This window comes from Allobosea sp. AK1 (assembly GCF_006714945.1).
Lineage (GTDB): Bacteria > Pseudomonadota > Alphaproteobacteria > Rhizobiales > Beijerinckiaceae > Allobosea > Allobosea robiniae.
Window position 1 is genome coordinate 1,934,280 of sequence record NZ_VFMG01000001.1, and the last position, 14,854, is coordinate 1,949,133.

The 14,854-nt window shown below is 66.6% G+C and carries 15 protein-coding genes; 3 read left to right on the forward strand and 12 right to left on the reverse strand.

The genetic code is table 11. The features are described from left to right. Positions 1-90: 90 nt before the first annotated feature. The 5 genes from doeB to ehuR form a co-directional block, all read right to left on the reverse strand. A complete protein-coding gene (gene doeB, locus FHT98_RS09690) occupies positions 91-1,104 on the reverse strand; it encodes a N(2)-acetyl-L-2,4-diaminobutanoate deacetylase DoeB (protein WP_142113880.1) in 1,014 nt (337 codons plus the stop codon). A 4-nt stretch (positions 1,105-1,108) separates the two neighbouring features. Then, the gene (doeA, locus tag FHT98_RS09695; protein WP_142113881.1) at positions 1,109-2,287 is read right to left on the reverse strand and encodes an ectoine hydrolase DoeA; all 1,179 of its coding nucleotides are present in this window, start codon (positions 2,285-2,287) and stop codon (positions 1,109-1,111) included. Beyond that, positions 2,284-3,297, reverse strand: a complete 1,014-nt coding sequence (gene eutC, locus FHT98_RS09700) for an ectoine utilization protein EutC (RefSeq protein ID WP_142113882.1) — start codon at positions 3,295-3,297, stop codon at positions 2,284-2,286. The genes doeA and eutC overlap by 4 nt, the downstream gene beginning before the upstream one ends. After that, positions 3,294-4,277, reverse strand: a complete 984-nt coding sequence (eutB, locus tag FHT98_RS09705; RefSeq protein ID WP_248309325.1) for a hydroxyectoine utilization dehydratase EutB — start codon at positions 4,275-4,277, stop codon at positions 3,294-3,296. The genes eutC and eutB overlap by 4 nt, the downstream gene beginning before the upstream one ends. Positions 4,278-4,448: 171 nt before the next feature. Continuing rightward, positions 4,449-5,903: a MocR-like ectoine utilization transcription factor EhuR gene (gene ehuR, locus FHT98_RS09710; RefSeq protein ID WP_091860403.1), complete on the reverse strand. Its 1,455-nt coding sequence runs from the start codon at positions 5,901-5,903 to the stop codon at positions 4,449-4,451. Between the two features lie 60 nt (positions 5,904-5,963). On the opposite strand from ehuR, the gene FHT98_RS09715 reads away from it, so the two are divergent. After that, the gene (locus tag FHT98_RS09715) at positions 5,964-6,437 is read left to right on the forward strand and encodes an Lrp/AsnC family transcriptional regulator (RefSeq protein WP_142113884.1); all 474 of its coding nucleotides are present in this window, start codon (positions 5,964-5,966) and stop codon (positions 6,435-6,437) included. A 69-nt stretch (positions 6,438-6,506) separates the two neighbouring features. On the opposite strand, the gene FHT98_RS09720 is transcribed toward FHT98_RS09715, so the two are convergent. The 3 genes from FHT98_RS09720 to FHT98_RS09730 are packed head-to-tail and all read right to left on the reverse strand — an operon-like array spanning position 6,507 to position 8,651. Then, on the reverse strand, positions 6,507-6,767 hold the full coding sequence (locus tag FHT98_RS09720) for a hypothetical protein (RefSeq protein WP_142113885.1): 261 nt from the start codon (positions 6,765-6,767) through the stop codon (positions 6,507-6,509). A 12-nt stretch (positions 6,768-6,779) separates the two neighbouring features. Beyond that, positions 6,780-7,754: a quinone oxidoreductase family protein gene (locus FHT98_RS09725; RefSeq protein WP_142113886.1), complete on the reverse strand. Its 975-nt coding sequence runs from the start codon at positions 7,752-7,754 to the stop codon at positions 6,780-6,782. 45 nt (positions 7,755-7,799) lie between these two features. Beyond that, complete coding sequence (locus FHT98_RS09730; RefSeq protein ID WP_185745120.1) at positions 7,800-8,651, reverse strand: Bug family tripartite tricarboxylate transporter substrate binding protein; 852 nt, start codon at positions 8,649-8,651, stop codon at positions 7,800-7,802. A gap of 478 nt (positions 8,652-9,129) precedes the next feature. Here FHT98_RS09730 and FHT98_RS09735 point away from each other — a divergent pair, with 478 nt between their 5' ends. Continuing rightward, positions 9,130-9,867, forward strand: a complete 738-nt coding sequence (locus FHT98_RS09735; protein ID WP_185745121.1) for a GntR family transcriptional regulator — start codon at positions 9,130-9,132, stop codon at positions 9,865-9,867. 18 nt (positions 9,868-9,885) lie between these two features. Here the strand turns inward: FHT98_RS09735 and FHT98_RS09740 are convergent, their stop codons facing one another. Next, positions 9,886-10,644, reverse strand: a complete 759-nt coding sequence (locus FHT98_RS09740; protein ID WP_142113889.1) for an enoyl-CoA hydratase/isomerase family protein — start codon at positions 10,642-10,644, stop codon at positions 9,886-9,888. 103 nt (positions 10,645-10,747) lie between these two features. Between FHT98_RS09740 and FHT98_RS09745 the strand changes: the two genes are divergently transcribed. Next, complete coding sequence (locus FHT98_RS09745) at positions 10,748-11,629, forward strand: SDR family oxidoreductase (RefSeq protein ID WP_142113890.1); 882 nt, start codon at positions 10,748-10,750, stop codon at positions 11,627-11,629. A 75-nt stretch (positions 11,630-11,704) separates the two neighbouring features. Here the strand turns inward: FHT98_RS09745 and FHT98_RS09750 are convergent, their stop codons facing one another. The 3 genes from FHT98_RS09750 to FHT98_RS09760 are packed head-to-tail and all read right to left on the reverse strand — an operon-like array spanning position 11,705 to position 14,851. Then, positions 11,705-12,634 carry a hydroxymethylglutaryl-CoA lyase gene (locus FHT98_RS09750; protein WP_248309189.1) on the reverse strand — a complete coding sequence of 310 codons (930 nt, stop codon included), beginning with the start codon at positions 12,632-12,634 and terminating at the stop codon, positions 11,705-11,707. Between the two features lie 4 nt (positions 12,635-12,638). After that, entirely contained in the window at positions 12,639-13,448 is an 810-nt protein-coding gene (locus FHT98_RS09755; RefSeq protein ID WP_142113891.1) for an enoyl-CoA hydratase/isomerase family protein, read from the reverse strand. Beyond that, a complete protein-coding gene (locus FHT98_RS09760; protein WP_185745122.1) occupies positions 13,445-14,851 on the reverse strand; it encodes an MmgE/PrpD family protein in 1,407 nt (468 codons plus the stop codon). Before FHT98_RS09760 ends, FHT98_RS09755 begins: the two co-directional genes overlap by 4 nt. Positions 14,852-14,854: the final 3 nt, after the last annotated feature.

Below are 14,854 nucleotides of genomic sequence, written 5' to 3' on the forward strand. Positions count from 1 at the left end.
GTTGATGTTTCTCCGCGTGCCGATTGCTTCGGCTTGGCTGGCGTCTTCGCGCCGGCGGATTGGCTTGGACCGGTCGCCCGGCCGAACGGGTCAGGGCACCTCCCTCAGCACGGCGAGGACGGAGAGGCAGTCGCCGGCCTTGATCAGCCCGGGGACGTGACGCGCGGCGAGCACGCCGTCCATGGCGGCCCGGTACTCGGCCGGCGCGAGCCCGGTCTTCCCGACGGGGTAGACCCGGGCGATGACGTCGCCGGCGCGCACCGACGCGCCGAGGTCGTGCTCGAAAACGATCAGCCCATCATCCCCGGCGAAGGTGAAGCAATCGGCCGAAGGCATGTCGAGCCAGCGGGTCGGCGCCGTCTCGGGCGTTCCGGCAAGGATGCCTGCGTGCCTGAGCAGGTTGCCCGCGCCGCGCCGGGCGATGCCGATGCTCGTCGCGCTCGCCGTCCCGGCGCCGCCGAGCTCGGTCGTGACGAAGACCTTGCCCATCTCCTCAACGGTAGTGTCGAGCATGCCGACGGCGTCGATCTCCAGCATCTTCATCGAGTAGGGCGCGGAGAAGGCCGCGACCGCCGCAAAGCAGCGTGCCTCCTGCGCCTTGTCCGGCAGCTCGTGCGCGGCGGCGTAAGGCAGGAAGTCGAGCGTCTTTCCGCCGGAGTGGAAGTCGAGGACGATATCGGCGAGCGGCACGAGATGGCGCGTGACGTAGTCCGCGATCTTCTCGGTGACATTGCCATCCGGGCGACCCGGAAAGCTGCGATTCATATTGCCCTTGTCGATCGGCGAGGTCCGCGTGCCCGCGCGGAAGGCCGGGTAGTTCAACGCTGGCAAGATAATCACCCGGCCCGAGACCTCGGCTGGATCGAGCGAGCGTGCCAGCTCGAACAGCGCTGCCGGCCCCTCATATTCGTCGCCATGGTTCGCCCCGGTCAGCAGCGCGGTCGGCCCCTCCCCGTTCGCGACGACGCAGATCGGGATCATCACCGAGCCCCAGGCGCTGTCGTCGCGGCTATAGGGCAGGCGCAAGTGGCCATGCTGCACACCCGGCGCCGAGAGGTCGATCGTCGGCGTCACCGGCGAGGGGCGGGGCGAAGCGGTCAGCATCGCATCACTCCTTGACGAAGAGCTGGCGCGGCACGTTCGACAGGCATTCGACGCCGCGCTCCGTGATCGCGATGCTTTCGGTGATCTCGAGGCCCATATCCTCGAGCCAGAGGCCGGTCATGAAATGAAAGGTCATGCCGGGCCTGAGCTCGGTCCGGTCGCCGGGCCTCAGGCTCATGGTGCGCTCGCCCCAATCCGGCGGATAGGACAGGCCGATCGGATAACCGGTACGGTTGTCCTTGATGATCCCGTACCGCTTCAGCACGGCGAAGAAGGCGTTGGCGATGTCCTCGCAGGTATTGCCGGGCTTTGCCGCGGTGAGGCCGGCTTCCATGCCTTCGAGCGTCGCTTTCTCGGCGTCGAGAAAAGCCTGCGTCGGCTTGCCAAGGAAGACGGTGCGCGAGAGCGGGCAGTGGTAACGCTTGTAGGCGCCGGCGATCTCGAAGAAGGTGCCCTCCCCCAGGCGCATCGGCTTGTCGTCCCAGGTCAGATGCGGGGCCGAGGCATCGGCGCCCGAGGGCAACAGCGGCACGATCGCGGGATAATCGCCGCCGAATTCGGCCGTGCCGCGAATGCCGGCATCGTAGATCTCGGCGACGAGATCACATTTGCGCATGCCGGGTTCGACGACCTCGACGATGCGCTGGTGCATCAATTCGACGATGCGGCCGGCCTTGCGCATGTAGTCGAGTTCGGTCGCGCTCTTGACCGCACGCTGCCAGTTCACCAGCCCGCCGGCATCCTTGAAGCGCGCGTTCGGCAAGTGCTTCTGCAGGGAGGCGAAAGCCGCCGCCGAGAAATAGTAATTGTCCATCTCGACCGCGACCCGGAGCCCGCCCCAGCCACGCTCGGCGATGATCTGCGCGAGCAGATCCATCGGGTGACGCTCGGTCGACTGCACATAGTGGTCGGGATAGCCGATGATGCTGTCATGGCCGATATAGGCGGTGCGCTTGGCGCCGTTCGCATCCTGCTTGCGGCCATACCAGATCGGCTCGCCCGTCGGCGGCACCAGCACGCATTGATGGACGTAGAACGACCAGCCGTCATAGCCGGTGAGCCAATGCATGTTGGAGGGGTCGGTGACGATCAGCAGCTCGACCCCGGCGCGCTCCATCGCAGCGCGGGTCTTGGCGAGGCGCTCGGCATATTCCTCGCGGGTGAAGTTCAGGGTCACGGTCACGCGGCGTCTCCCGCTTCGGCTTTGGTGTCGATGGTCTGCCCGGCGCCGGCAGTGCGGGCGCGGGCGGCGGCGAGATTGGCGATTGCGGTGTCCTGCACGCCGGTGCCGGTCAGGTCCGCCAGGATGATTTCGTCGGTGCGTGTCCGGCCGGGGCGTTGGCCGGCGATGACCTCGCCGAGTTCGGCGAAAGCCTGATCGGCGCTGGCGGAACCGGCGCGGATCGCATGGGCAAGCTCGCCGAGCCGCCGGGTCTGGTCGAGTCGGTCGGCGACATAGGTGGCGCGGGCGAGAACGGCGGGGTCGATCTCGTTCTTGTGCTCGCTGTCGGAGCCCATTGCCGTGATGTGCTGGCCGGGCTCGATCCAGTCCGCCATCAGGATCGGTCGCTCGGCCGGCGTCGTGGTGACGATGATATCGGCGCCTCGCACCGCGGCCCGGGGATCGGCCACGGCAGCGACCATGAAGCCGAGCTTGCGGGAGAGCTCGGCCGCGGCCTTGTTCGCCTTCTGCGCATCGCGGGCCCAAATCCGCGCCTCGCGGATCGGCCGCACCAGCGCCAGCGCTTCGATCTGGAGTCTTGCCTGCATGCCGGCACCGAAGATCGCAGCGACCGCGGCATCCGGCCGGGCAAGGTGGCGCGCCGCGACGGCCCCGGCCGCGGCCGTCCTGACATCGGTGAGATAGCCATTGTCCAGAAGGAGCGCCTCGACCAACCCGGTGCGGGCGCTGAACAGAATCATCAGCCCGTTGAGGCTGGGCAGGCCGAGCCTGGGATTGTCGAAGAAGCCGGGGCTGACCTTGATCGCGAAGCCGTCGAGGCCCGGCACATAGGCCGTCTTTACATCGACCTCGCCGCGGTGCTCGGGAATGTCGAGCCGCAGGATCGGCGGCATCGCGACCGGCTTGGTCGCGAGCGCTGCGAAGGCCGCCTCGACACAGTCGACGGTGCTCGGATCGAGCCCGACGATGCGGCGCAGCTCCGCTTCGGTGAGGACGAGCATACGGCTCATGCGGCGGCTCCGGAGACGATGCGCCGGTGCACCGCCTCGTCAATGTTGCGGCCGGAAACGATGAGTGCCGTCGGCCCCTGCGGTTTGACCTTGCCGGCGAGCAAAGCGGCGATGCCGACAGCGCCGGCGCCCTCGACGATCTCGCCCTCCACGAGCGCGGCATGGCGGATGCCGGCGGCGATCTCGGCCTCGCTCAGCAGCACGACCTCGTCGACGAGGTCACGGCACAAGGCGAAGGTGACGCGGTTGGACAGGCCGATGCCGCCCCCGAGCGAATCCGCCAGCGTTGGCTCTTCGACGACCTCGACGGGCCGGCCGGCCGCAATCGCCGCAGCCATCGCGGCGCCACGCTCCATCGAGATGCCGACGATCCTGACGGAAGGCTGCAACGCCTTGACCGCGACGGCGATGCCAGCCGCCAGCCCGCCGCCCGAGAGCGGGATCAGCACGCAGGCGAGCTCCGGCAGGTCCTCGATCAGTTCGAGCCCAATCGTGCCCTGCCCGGCGACGACGTCAGGATGGTCGAAGGGCGGGATCTGGGTGAGCCCGTGCTCGGCGACCAGCCGCTCGACCTCGGCCTGCGCATCGTCCTGCGAGCGGCCGACGATACGGATTTCGGCGCCCAGCGAGCGGATCGCCTCGATCTTGTTCGCGGGCACGAGCGCCGACATGCAGATCGTGGCGGCAAGGCCAAGTTCGCGGGCGGTATAGGCGACGGCGCGGCCATGATTGCCGGTCGACGCGGTCACCAGCCCGCGCTGGCGCTGGTCTTCGGTCAGCGCCAGCACTGCATTCATCGCACCGCGCAGCTTGAAGGCGCCGATCGGCTGGCGGGTTTCGAGCTTGAGATGGACGGGCTGGCCGCAGAGACGACTGAGGGAAGGCGAAGTTACAAGCGGTGTGCGCTCGACCCGGCCAGCGATCCGCGCCTTGGCGGCTTCGACCTCGGGCAGCGCGAGTGCGGCCGGCGGCGTTGCCAGTCGATCTGCCTCGGCAGTGAAAAGACGCGGTTTTGTCACCGGCATGTCTCCCTCGCTTGTCATGCTGCGAGGGAGAAAATTTCATGTCAATTATTATATTGTCATGATCCAATTATGCCAAACCTGCACCGCAGGCCGCAATGACATGGACAGAGCCCTCGGGCGCCGCTCTCAGCCGATAGCGCCGATATCGAAGACCGGCGGCAGCTGCTCGAAGGTCTGGCGCACCGTCGTCAGCGTCCGCGCCAGCAATTCATGGCTCATCCGCCCGCCCAGGCAGATGCGAAGGCCGCCGCCATGGCCCGCGCCAGCCACGAACGGATCGGACGGCGTCACGGCGATGCGCCGGTCGGCGAGCGAGCGCACCAGGCTGTCCTCGGTCCAGTGCGCGGGAACCTTGAGCCAGGAGCAGAGCGAGAGCGGATGGCTCGAGGCGACATGGCTTCCGAGCGTCTCCGCGACGATGCGCTGGCGTGCCGTCGCTTCCTCGCGCTGGACGGTGAGCAGCCTTTGCGCGGTACCGTCCTGGACCCAGCGCGTCGCGATCTCGGCCGGCAGATAAGTGCCGCTCCAGCTGGTCACGCGCAGGATCGAGGCGGCACGGATCGAGTATTGAGGCGGCACGACCAGGTAGCCGACGCGCAGTCCGGTCAGCACCGTCTTGGTAAAGCTGGTGAGGAAGAAGCCGAGATCCGGCAACATCGCGGTGATCGACGGCAGCGGCTCGGCGATCAGCGGCTTGTAGACCTCGTCCTCGACGACGAAGACGCCATGGCGCTGCGCGATTTCGGCGATGGCACGGCGTCGCTCGGGGCCGGCAACATGGCTGGTCGGATTGTTGAGCGTCGGGATGAGCACGAGCGCCCGCACACCGCCAGCGCGGCACGCCGCCTCGAACGCATCGGGGCGGATGCCTTCCTCGTCGGTCGGCAGGCCCTTGAGGCTGAAGCCGAGGACGTTGGCGAGGCCGATGACACCGTGATCGGTCAGGTTCTCGGTCAGCACCAGGTCGCCGGCACGGACCACACAGGCGAGCGCGAGGAAGAGCGCATGGGCGGCGCCATTGGTGATCAGGATGCGCTCGACCGAGGTCTCGACGCCGAGCGGCCCGAGCCAGAGGCGCGCCGCTTCACGATGGTGGTCGAGCCCCGCGATCGGCCGGCACGGCCGCATGAAGGCGCTGCTGTCGCCCTCGGCCAAGGCTGACAGCGCCTGGCGCGAGGCCACCTCATGGGCATCGAGATAAACCCCGCGCACGATCGAGAGGTCGACGACCTCGGTGGGGCTGCGGTCGAGCATCAGCCGGCCCGCCTGTTCGGTGACGCGGCTCTTGACGAAGGTTCCGCGCCCGACCTCGCCGCTGAGATAGCCGAGGCGCTCGGCCTCCTTGTAGCTGAGGCTGACGGTCTGGACGGAGATGCCGAGCGCATGGGCGAGGTCGCGATGCGTCGGCATCCGGTCCATCGGCTTCAGGATGCCGGCGTCGATATCGGCGATAATGCGCTCGGTCAGCGCAGCATGCTTGGTCGCGCCCTTCTGCTTCGTCAGGACCGGGCGCCATTCGACGGCCTTCTCGACGATGGGAGAAAGCCTGTTGCCGGAAGGCCGTTCGGCTTGACGGAACATGATATTGTCTCGTTCTTATAAAGAGGCATTCATGACATTATGCACCCGCGGTCCCAGAAGATGAAGCTCGATCCCATCGATCTCAAGATCGTCGCGGCCCTGCAGCGCGACGGCCGCATGACCAAGCTCAAGCTCGCCGAAACGGTGGCGTTGTCGCCGGCTGCCTGCTGGGAGCGGCTGCGCCGGATGGAGGAGGCCGGCGTGATCAAGGGCTATTCCGCAATCGTCGATCTGAAGCCCGATGCCCCGCGAACCACGGTGATCGTCGAGATCAGCCTGAAGAGCCATCAGCAGGCGGATTTCCGCCGCTTCGAAGAGGCCGTGGCGAGGGAACCAGCCATTGTCGCCTGCGACGCGACCGGCGGCGGCATCGACTACATCATGCGGGTGGTCACACCTGATATCGACGCCTATCAGCGCCTGATCGACCGGCTGCTCGAGCCGGCGATCGGGATCGAGCGCTATTACACATATGTCGTGACCAAGAGCGTCCCCTTGGCCGAAATGCACGCGATCCCGAGAGATCAGCCTTGAGCCACGCGATATGAAACAGGCACAAATCCCGGCTTGTGAGTGAGAGCGTCCAAAAAAGCCCAGGACTGTTCAGCCGGAAGCCCATCGCGCCTGCACGGCCGCGACCGTTGGATGCCGCGCCAGGCGGTCTTCGATATGAGCCAGCTGGATATCCGAAGGGGCCGACACAGCCAGCTTGAACTCGGCAGTGTCTGCCGACGAAGCGGAAGCCGCAATCTCGTTCAACGCCCAGCCGAAGCGCTGAACGTCCGCGAGCACGCGGCTTACGGAATCTCCGAGATCCGACGTGACGACGTTGATGACGACGCGGTTCGATGAGGATCCAGGCACGGTGCGAGGAACCTAGGGCAACAGGATGGTGGAGCCGACGGTGCGCCGGCCTTCCAGCCTGGCATGCGCCTCGGCGGCTTCCGCCAGTGGGAGGCGCAAGCCGATATCCGCCTTGAGAATGCCTTCGCCGATCAGCGCAAAGACTTCGGCCGCCATCTCCCTCAACGCGGATGGGTTGCGCAGGTGATGAAAGATGATCGGCCGGGATAGTGAATTCGAGCGCGCGGCGAGTTGCGAAACCTCGAACGGCGGCACCGGGCCGGAACTCTGCCCGAAATTCACCAGCTTCCCGAAATATGACAACGCGGACAGCGAGGACTGGAAACTGTCGCGCCCGACCGAGTCGTAGGCCACGGCGACGCCCTCGCCCTTGGTGATGTCCATCACCTTGCCGACCAGCTCCTGATCGGAGCTCGAGAACACATGCGCAGCCCCCGCCGCACGCGCGACCGCTTCCTTGCGCGGATCTCCGACCGTTCCGATGACGACGGCACCAAGGTGATCGGCCCAGCGGCAAAGCAGCTGGCCAACGCCCCCGGCAGCAGCATGCACGAGAATATGATCCCCCGGACCGACCGCATACTCCCTGCGAAGCAACATGCAGGCAGTCAGCCCCTTCAGGATCGTCGCGGCAGCGATCTCATCATCGATGGTGTCAGGCAGCTTGAGCGCAAGGTTCTCGGGCAGGTTTCGATGCGCGGCATAAGCTCCGTAACTGCCCGTGACATAGCAAATCCTGTCGCCTGGACGAAAATCCCGGACCCCTGAGCCGGTTTTTTCGACGATGCCGCTGGCCTCAATGCCCGGAATGCCGGGTAGCGCGAGCGTGCGATACAGACCCGAGCGAACATACACGTCGTGAAAATTGACGCCTATGGCGCTCTGTCTGATCCGCAATTCGCCAGGGCCGGGATTCGGCAGGTCGACCTGCTCCAGCTTCAGCTGGTCCGGCCCTCCATGGCTTCTGAGGATGATTGCCAGCGTCATCGTGAAGTTCCGTTGAGGGCTCGATCAAAGTGCATGTGCCGCGCTTCAGGTGACGATCTTCAGGCCGGTGCGCTGGCTGATCGAGCGAAACCTTGCATTTTCCGCCATGACGATCTCGCGGGTGCTTTCGGGAGTGTTGGGGCCGTCCCACGCCTGCATCCCGGCTTTGAGGAACCGTTCCCGCGTGACCGGCTGGTTCAGCGAGGCGGCCCCGGCCTTGTTCAGCTTGGCCAGCACCTCGGGCGGCAGGCGCGCCGGCCCCTGGATCAGGTAGTAGATGTTCAACTCCATCTCCGGCATCCCGAGCTCCCTGAAAGTCGGGATGTCCGGGAACAGCGGAAACCGGTTAGGGCTCGTCACGGCAAGCCCCCTCAGGGCACCGCCGTTCAGAAGTCCCGTTGCCGACCCCAGCGAGGCCACGCCCCAGGCCGTCTCGCCGGTCGACACGCTCAGCACCGCCGGCGCACCACCACGATACGGTACATGGCGCGACTGGTTGGCGGGGCCGGCAAGGGTTCGCAGCAATTCGGCGCCGATATGAGGGATCGAGCCGACGCCCGAGCTGGAATAATTCAGCTCCGCGGATGCCGGCGTACGGAGAAGCTCGATGGCCTCTTTCACTGTCTTCGCCGGAAAGTTCGGCGAAACGATCAGGACCATGGGAGCCGTACAGACGGTCGCAATCCAGTCGAAATCCTGGACCGGATCATATTTGACGCCGGTCTCATGCATCGCCGGCCAGATCGCGAACGAGGATGACTCCGACAGAAGCAGGCTATAGCCGTCCGGCTGCTGGCGCGTCAGCCATGTCGCGGCGACGGTTCCGCTGGCGCCCGGCCGGTTTTCGACGACCATTCGATATCCGTCCAGCTCCTTTGCCATACCCTCGATGATCAATCGCGAGGCGACATCCGTCGAGCCGCCGGCAGGATAGCCATTGGACAGGATCGGGGACCGGGTCGGAAACGTGCTCCCGAAGGCCTGCGTCGCGGAGAGGCCGACGGCGGCAAGCCCGATGATGCATTCGCGACGATCCATCGCATTCTCCTCCCCGGATTTCTCAGGCGTCATCGCCATTCATCATTTTATTCGAATGATAGTGCGGAGCTTCCGGACGTCAACCCGAAAGCGGCGAACCCGCAACGATTTCCCGACGGCGGCCAGAGGAAGCGCACCGGCATCTCCGGGCACCTGGAATGCCTTCGACTTTCGATCGGCGCTGCCTTGCCGTGGCCGGCTGCGCGGCCGGCGGGCATAGCCCCTGCCATTTCATTCGAAGAACAGTGTGCAGTTCGCTCCGGGGGCTATGATTCGGCGCCGGAGCAAGCTATTTCACGGAGCGAGCGGGGATTTTGCGTGCGAGAAGAAGCAGGACATGTCTGAGGGCACCAGGACCACCGGCGGACATGCGGTCCTTGCGGATCTACTGCGCGACGAAATCGGCGGGGGGACCTACCCTGTAGGCAGCCGCTTCCCGACGGAGCCCGAACTGCAGGAGCGGTTCGGCGTGGGTCGCCACACCATCCGTGAAGCTCTGAAGCTGCTCGCGGAGCAGGGCATCCTCGGGCGCCGGCGCAAGACGGGCACGACGGTGCTGGCCCAGCGACCGGTCGCGCCCTATGTGCATTCGCTGCGCGACCTCAAAGGGCTGTTCGATTTCGCCCAGAGCACCCAGCTCGACGTGCGCCATTACGGCTTCGCCTCCAGCGTGGCGAAATCGTTCGAATCCTTCTCCGGACTTCGGGAAGGCAGATGGTTGCGGGTTGCGGGCGTGCGATCGACACGCAACGACCAGCAGCCCCTATGCTGGTCGGAGGTTTTCGTGCCCGAGAAGCTGGCCCCGGCCCTCGAAGCCATCCAGCAGGGAGACAGGGCGATCTACGAAGTCATCATGGATGAGCAGGGCCTCAAGCTCGACTATGTCGAGCAGGAGGTATCGGCGACGACCATGCCGGCGGCGATGGCCGATCTGTTGCACGCCGGTACCGAAACCGCAGCTCTGGCCGTGAAGCGGCGCTACGTCGCCAATAACGGGCAGACATTCGAATTGTCCTACAATCTCTATCCGGCGACGCGCTACTCGGTCAGGAGCGTCATCCGCCAGCGGATCTGAAGGCGGTTCGGCGCGGTCTCATCGACCGGTAAAATTCGGTTTTCGTCTTTCGAGGAAAGCGGTTCGCCCTTCCGCGTGGTCGGCCGTTTGCAGCAAGGCCGCCTGGGTGTCGCGCTCCCAGTCCAGCACCTGGTCGAGCCCCCGGGCCAGGGCAGCCCGGGTCTGCGCTGTCGCCAGGGGAGCCAGTTGGCTGAAACGGCCGGCAAGCGCCAACGCCCGTTCGAGCAGCTCGCCCGAAGCCACCGTTTCGTCGGTCAATCCGATGCGGCCGGCGCGCTCGGCATCGACCACCTCGTCATACAGCAAGAACTGGCGCGCCCTTGCGGGCCCGATGCGGGCCGGCAGGGTATGCAGCAGGCCGAAATCCGCGATCAGTCCGATCTGCGGAAACCCCGCCCGGAAGCGTGCGCCCGGCGTGGCGATCACCGTGTCCGCCGCGAGCGCGAGACCCAGCCCGGCCCCGACCGCCCAGCCCTCCACCGCTGCAATCACCGGCTTCGAGCCCCGGATCATCAGCCGCGTCAGCTCGTGCACGCCGCGAAAGCGCTCGCGACCGGCGGCCAGGTCCGTCGATTGATTCATCGAGTCGATGTCTCCGCCCGAGCAGAAATTCCCGCCGGCGCCGATGATGACCGCCGCACGCAGATCGCGATCCCTCTCGAGCCTGAGAAAAGCTTCCAGCAGTCCTTCCCGCAGCGGTGCGGAGAGGGCGTTTCGCTTTGCGGGGTTGTTCAGGGTCAGGACCATGGTCGTGCCGTCGCGGGCAGTTTCCAACATCAGCCTCTTCCTTTTGATAATAAGTTCGAATTTAATAGCGAGTGAGATCGCCCCCGGCTAGAGGCCGCGCGACGATGTGCTCGAATCGAGATGGGAGAGGCGAATGTTCAGGGACGACGTCTTGAAGGGCCAGCACATCCTCGTGACGGGAGGCGGCACCGGACTCGGCCGGGAAATGGCGCATCGCTTCGCCGGCTACGGCGCGCGCGTGGCGATCTGCGGGCGCAGGGAGGCGGTCGTCCGGGAGACGGCCGAGGCGATCGCCCGCGAAACCGGCGCTGCGGTCGATGCCTATGAGTGCGATATCCGCTCGCCTGAATCCGTGCGGGGGATGGTCGACCGGGCCTGGCTCGACCACGGTCCGCTGACCGGGCTGGTCAACAACGCGGCCGGCAACTTCATCAGCCGCACGGAGGACCTGACGGCGAACGGCTTCAACGCGATCTCCGATATCGTCCTGCGCGGCACCTTCTACGTCACCAATGCGATCGGGCAGCGCTGGATAGCCGAACAGCGAAAGGGCTCGGTGCTCTCGATCCTGGCGACGTTCACGCGGACCGGCGCGCCCTTCGTCGTGCCCTCGGCCATGTCGAAGGCCGGCATCGAGGCGATGACGCGGTCGCTCGCCATCGAATGGGGGCGCTACGGCATCAGGCTCAATGCCATCTCGCCGGGTATCTTTCCGACGGAGGGCGCCTCGGCCCGCCTGCGTCCAACCGACAACCCGCATGACTATGAACGGTCAATCAATCCGATGGGCCGCCTTGGACAGAAGCCCGAGCTCACCACGCTGGCCACCTTCCTGATGGCGCCGGGCTGCGAATGGCTCAGCGGCGAGACGATTGCCGTCGATGGTGCGCATGGCCTCGCGAACGGCGCCTATTTCACGAACTACCTGCCCTGGACCGACGCGCAATGGCAGCAGGCGCGCGACCGTATCCGGGGCCGTGATCGCAACGACAAGGCTGCGAGCGCCGCAGGCTGACGAGGGGCATCCCAAGCCCCTTCGATGCGGGGGGCGCCATCGCCACGTGGAGCGCCTGATTGCGCTCCGCCAATGTCAGGCTGCGGGAGAAAAGCCTTTCGGCAGGCCGGCGCGGGCGAGCGCGCCGGTGAAGCGTTCTTCCGGAAGCCAGGTTTCGACGCGTTCCCGCAAGCGCAGCAACGCAGCCAGGTCGATGCCGGTGGCGAAGCCCATCGCCTCGAGCATGAAGGCGCAGTCTTCCGTGTTGATGTTGCCGGTCGCGCCGGGGGCGAAGGGGCAGCCGCCCAGCCCCCCGAGCGAAGCATCGAAGCGGCGGACCCCGGCCGAAAGCGCGGCGCCGACATTGGCCAGCCCGAAGCCGCGCGTGTCATGGAAATGCGCGGCGAGCGGCAGCGACCCGACAAGACCCGTGGCCGCCTCGAACAGGCGGCTGACGCGCGCCGGATCGCCATAGCCGACGGTATCCGCCAGCATGATCTCGTCCGCTCCGGCGCGCGCCAGTCGCCCGACGATCGCGAGCACGCGCGCCTCGGCGACTTCGCCTTGCAGCGTGCAGCCGAAACTGGTCGCCACGCCGCAGCCCAATGCGACCCGATCGGACAACCCTTGAGCCGCGCGCTCGGCGACGATGAGATCGAACTCATCCAGCGCCGCATCGGTCGAGCGGCGCGCATTGGCAAGGCTGTGGGCCTCGCTGGCGGAAACCACATAGTTGACCTTGGTCAGCCCGGCGGCGAAGGCGCGCCTTGCTCCCTTCAGGTTCACGACGAGGGCGGAGACCTGCGCGCCCCGGATCCCGGCAATCCCCGCTGCGACGGCATCGGCATCCGCGAATTGCGGGATGACATGCGCCGGCACGAAGGACGTGGCCTCGATCTCGGCAAGACCGGCCGCGGCTGCACTGCCGCACCAGTCGAGCTTCTTCTCCGTGTCGAGAACGGTCGAGACGAGTTGCAGCCCGTCGCGCAGCCCGACCTCCCTCAACAGCACGCGTTCCGCCATCATCCACCTATTTCCCGATGAAGCGCGGCGGCCGCTTCTCGTTGAACGCCGTCACGCCCTCGTGGCGGTCCTGCGTCGGGACCATCCGGGCATAGGCTTCGATCTCGAAGGTGAGGCCGTCGCGCAGGGCCATCTGCAGGCCCCGGTGGATCGACTGCTTCGCCTGCCGCACGGAGATCGGCGCGTTATTGGCGATGGTGGTCGCGGTCGCGAGCGCCGCCGGAAGGAGCTCGCCCTGGGGCAGGACTGCATTGACCAGGCCCCATTGCGCCGCTTCGCTCGCCGAGAAGGGCTGGCCCGTCAGGATGAGTTCCTTCGCCCGCCGCTCGCCGACTGCGCGGGCAATCGTCTGGGTTCCTCCGCCGCCGGGCATGATGCCGAGCGTCACCTCGCTCTGGGCGAAACGGGCGTGTTCGGCGGCGTAGAGAAAGTCGCAGCAGGCGGCGATCTCGCAGCCGCCGCCATAGGCCGCCCCGTTGACCGCGCCGATCACGGGGACCGGGCAATCGAGCAGGGCACGCACCATCCGCTCGAACACGACATGCTGGCGCTGCCACGCCTCATCGCTCATACCGCGCCGTTCCTTCAGGTCACCGCCGGCACAGAAGGCGCGCTCCCCCTCGCCGGTCAGCACGATGCAGCGCAACCCCGCGGCATCCAGCGCGACCGCCTCGAAGAAGGTCACCAGATCGCGACCCATCTGCGTATTCAGCGCATTCATGGCCTGCGGACGCGCAAGCGTCACCAGGGCGATATGCTCGGCCGGCGCGGAAATCCGGAGCGTCTCAAAGGCTGGAGGCGCGACGGAGGCGTTCATGCCGCGCTCCTGCCGAGCGCCAGGCGCAACCGCGTGATCCAGGCGCCGACATCCGGCGACGTGCCGATAGCCAGCCCCTCCCCGAACAAGTTGAGCGTCGTATCGGCGCCGAGCCCCGGCTGCACGCGTCGCAAGCAATCCGTCCATTTGGCCGCGAGTTGCTGCTCCGTCATCGGGTCCTCCGGCGAACCCGGCGCGCGCGTCACCGTCCTCGCGACGGAACCGCCATCCTTCAGGGTCACAGTCACTGTGACGGGCGTGCTGCCGACCTCGCTGCCCCGGCTCGATTCGCCCGACGCCTCGACCAGCTGGATATCGGCGAGCCGTGCCTGCAGGTCCGGCCGAAGAACAGCCTCGTCGGTGAAGCTCGCCAGATCGATCCGGCCGTCGGCCAGGCTGGCGGCAACCGCATAGGGGCCGCTGAAGAGAGCGTTCAGCCCGGTGCGGGGGAACGGGTGGATCAGGGGTTTGGTGCCGCCTGCCGGCATATCGACGCGAACATGCTTCACCGCCGCGAGATCGATGCCTGTGTCGCTGCGTAGACTGAGAGTGCCCTCGATCATCCGGTGCAGCATGTAGCAGCATGGATAGCGCTTCTGTTCGAAGCCGGGCTCACTCAGTGCGAACGGCGCGCCAAGCACGACACCCGGCGGCCAGCGATCGGTCTCGCCGCCGGAGAAGGCCTTGAGATAGCCGTCGACCTCGAAGACCTCGGAAGCCGCATCGATACCGCCCTGCGCGAGCCGTACGGCCTTGAGCCCATTCGAGGCCGCCAGCCCGACATGAAGCGACTTCACCATCGAGCCGAAATTCTTTCGCAAGCCACAGGCCATGCTGGCCGCGATGGCGAGCGCCCGCCGGGTGGTGTCGAGATCGAGATGCAGGAGTCGCGCGACCGCGGCGGCGGCACCGACCGCTCCCAGCGTGCCCGTTGCGTGGAAGCCGAGCGCATAATGCCGAAAGCCCATGCTCTGCCCGAGACGGATCAGCACCTCGGTGCCGATCGCCACTGCGCCGAGCAGTTCCGCCCCTGTGACCTTGCGCTTGTCGAGCAGGGGCAGCAAGGCCGACAGCACGGGCGCCGTCGGATGGCAGACGCTCAGCATCGAGACGTCGTCATAATCGAGTACATGGCTCGCCATGCCGGTCAGAAGCGCGGCATCGTCGCTGCGGAAGGCTTCCGGCCCCCAGAAGCTGGGTACCGCACCCGGCCAGGGCTCGAGAGAAGCGGCCAGCCGCCGCACCGGTTCCTCGGCACCACCCGCCACGGTCACGGCGAGCGTATCGACGACCACGCGCGTGGCCAGGCTCAGGACCTCGTCCGGCACCCGGGCCTCGACGATGAACGCCGCGAGGCGTTCCGTGGGACCCGGAGCCGGCGAAAGGCTTTTCAGAGGCTGCAAGGC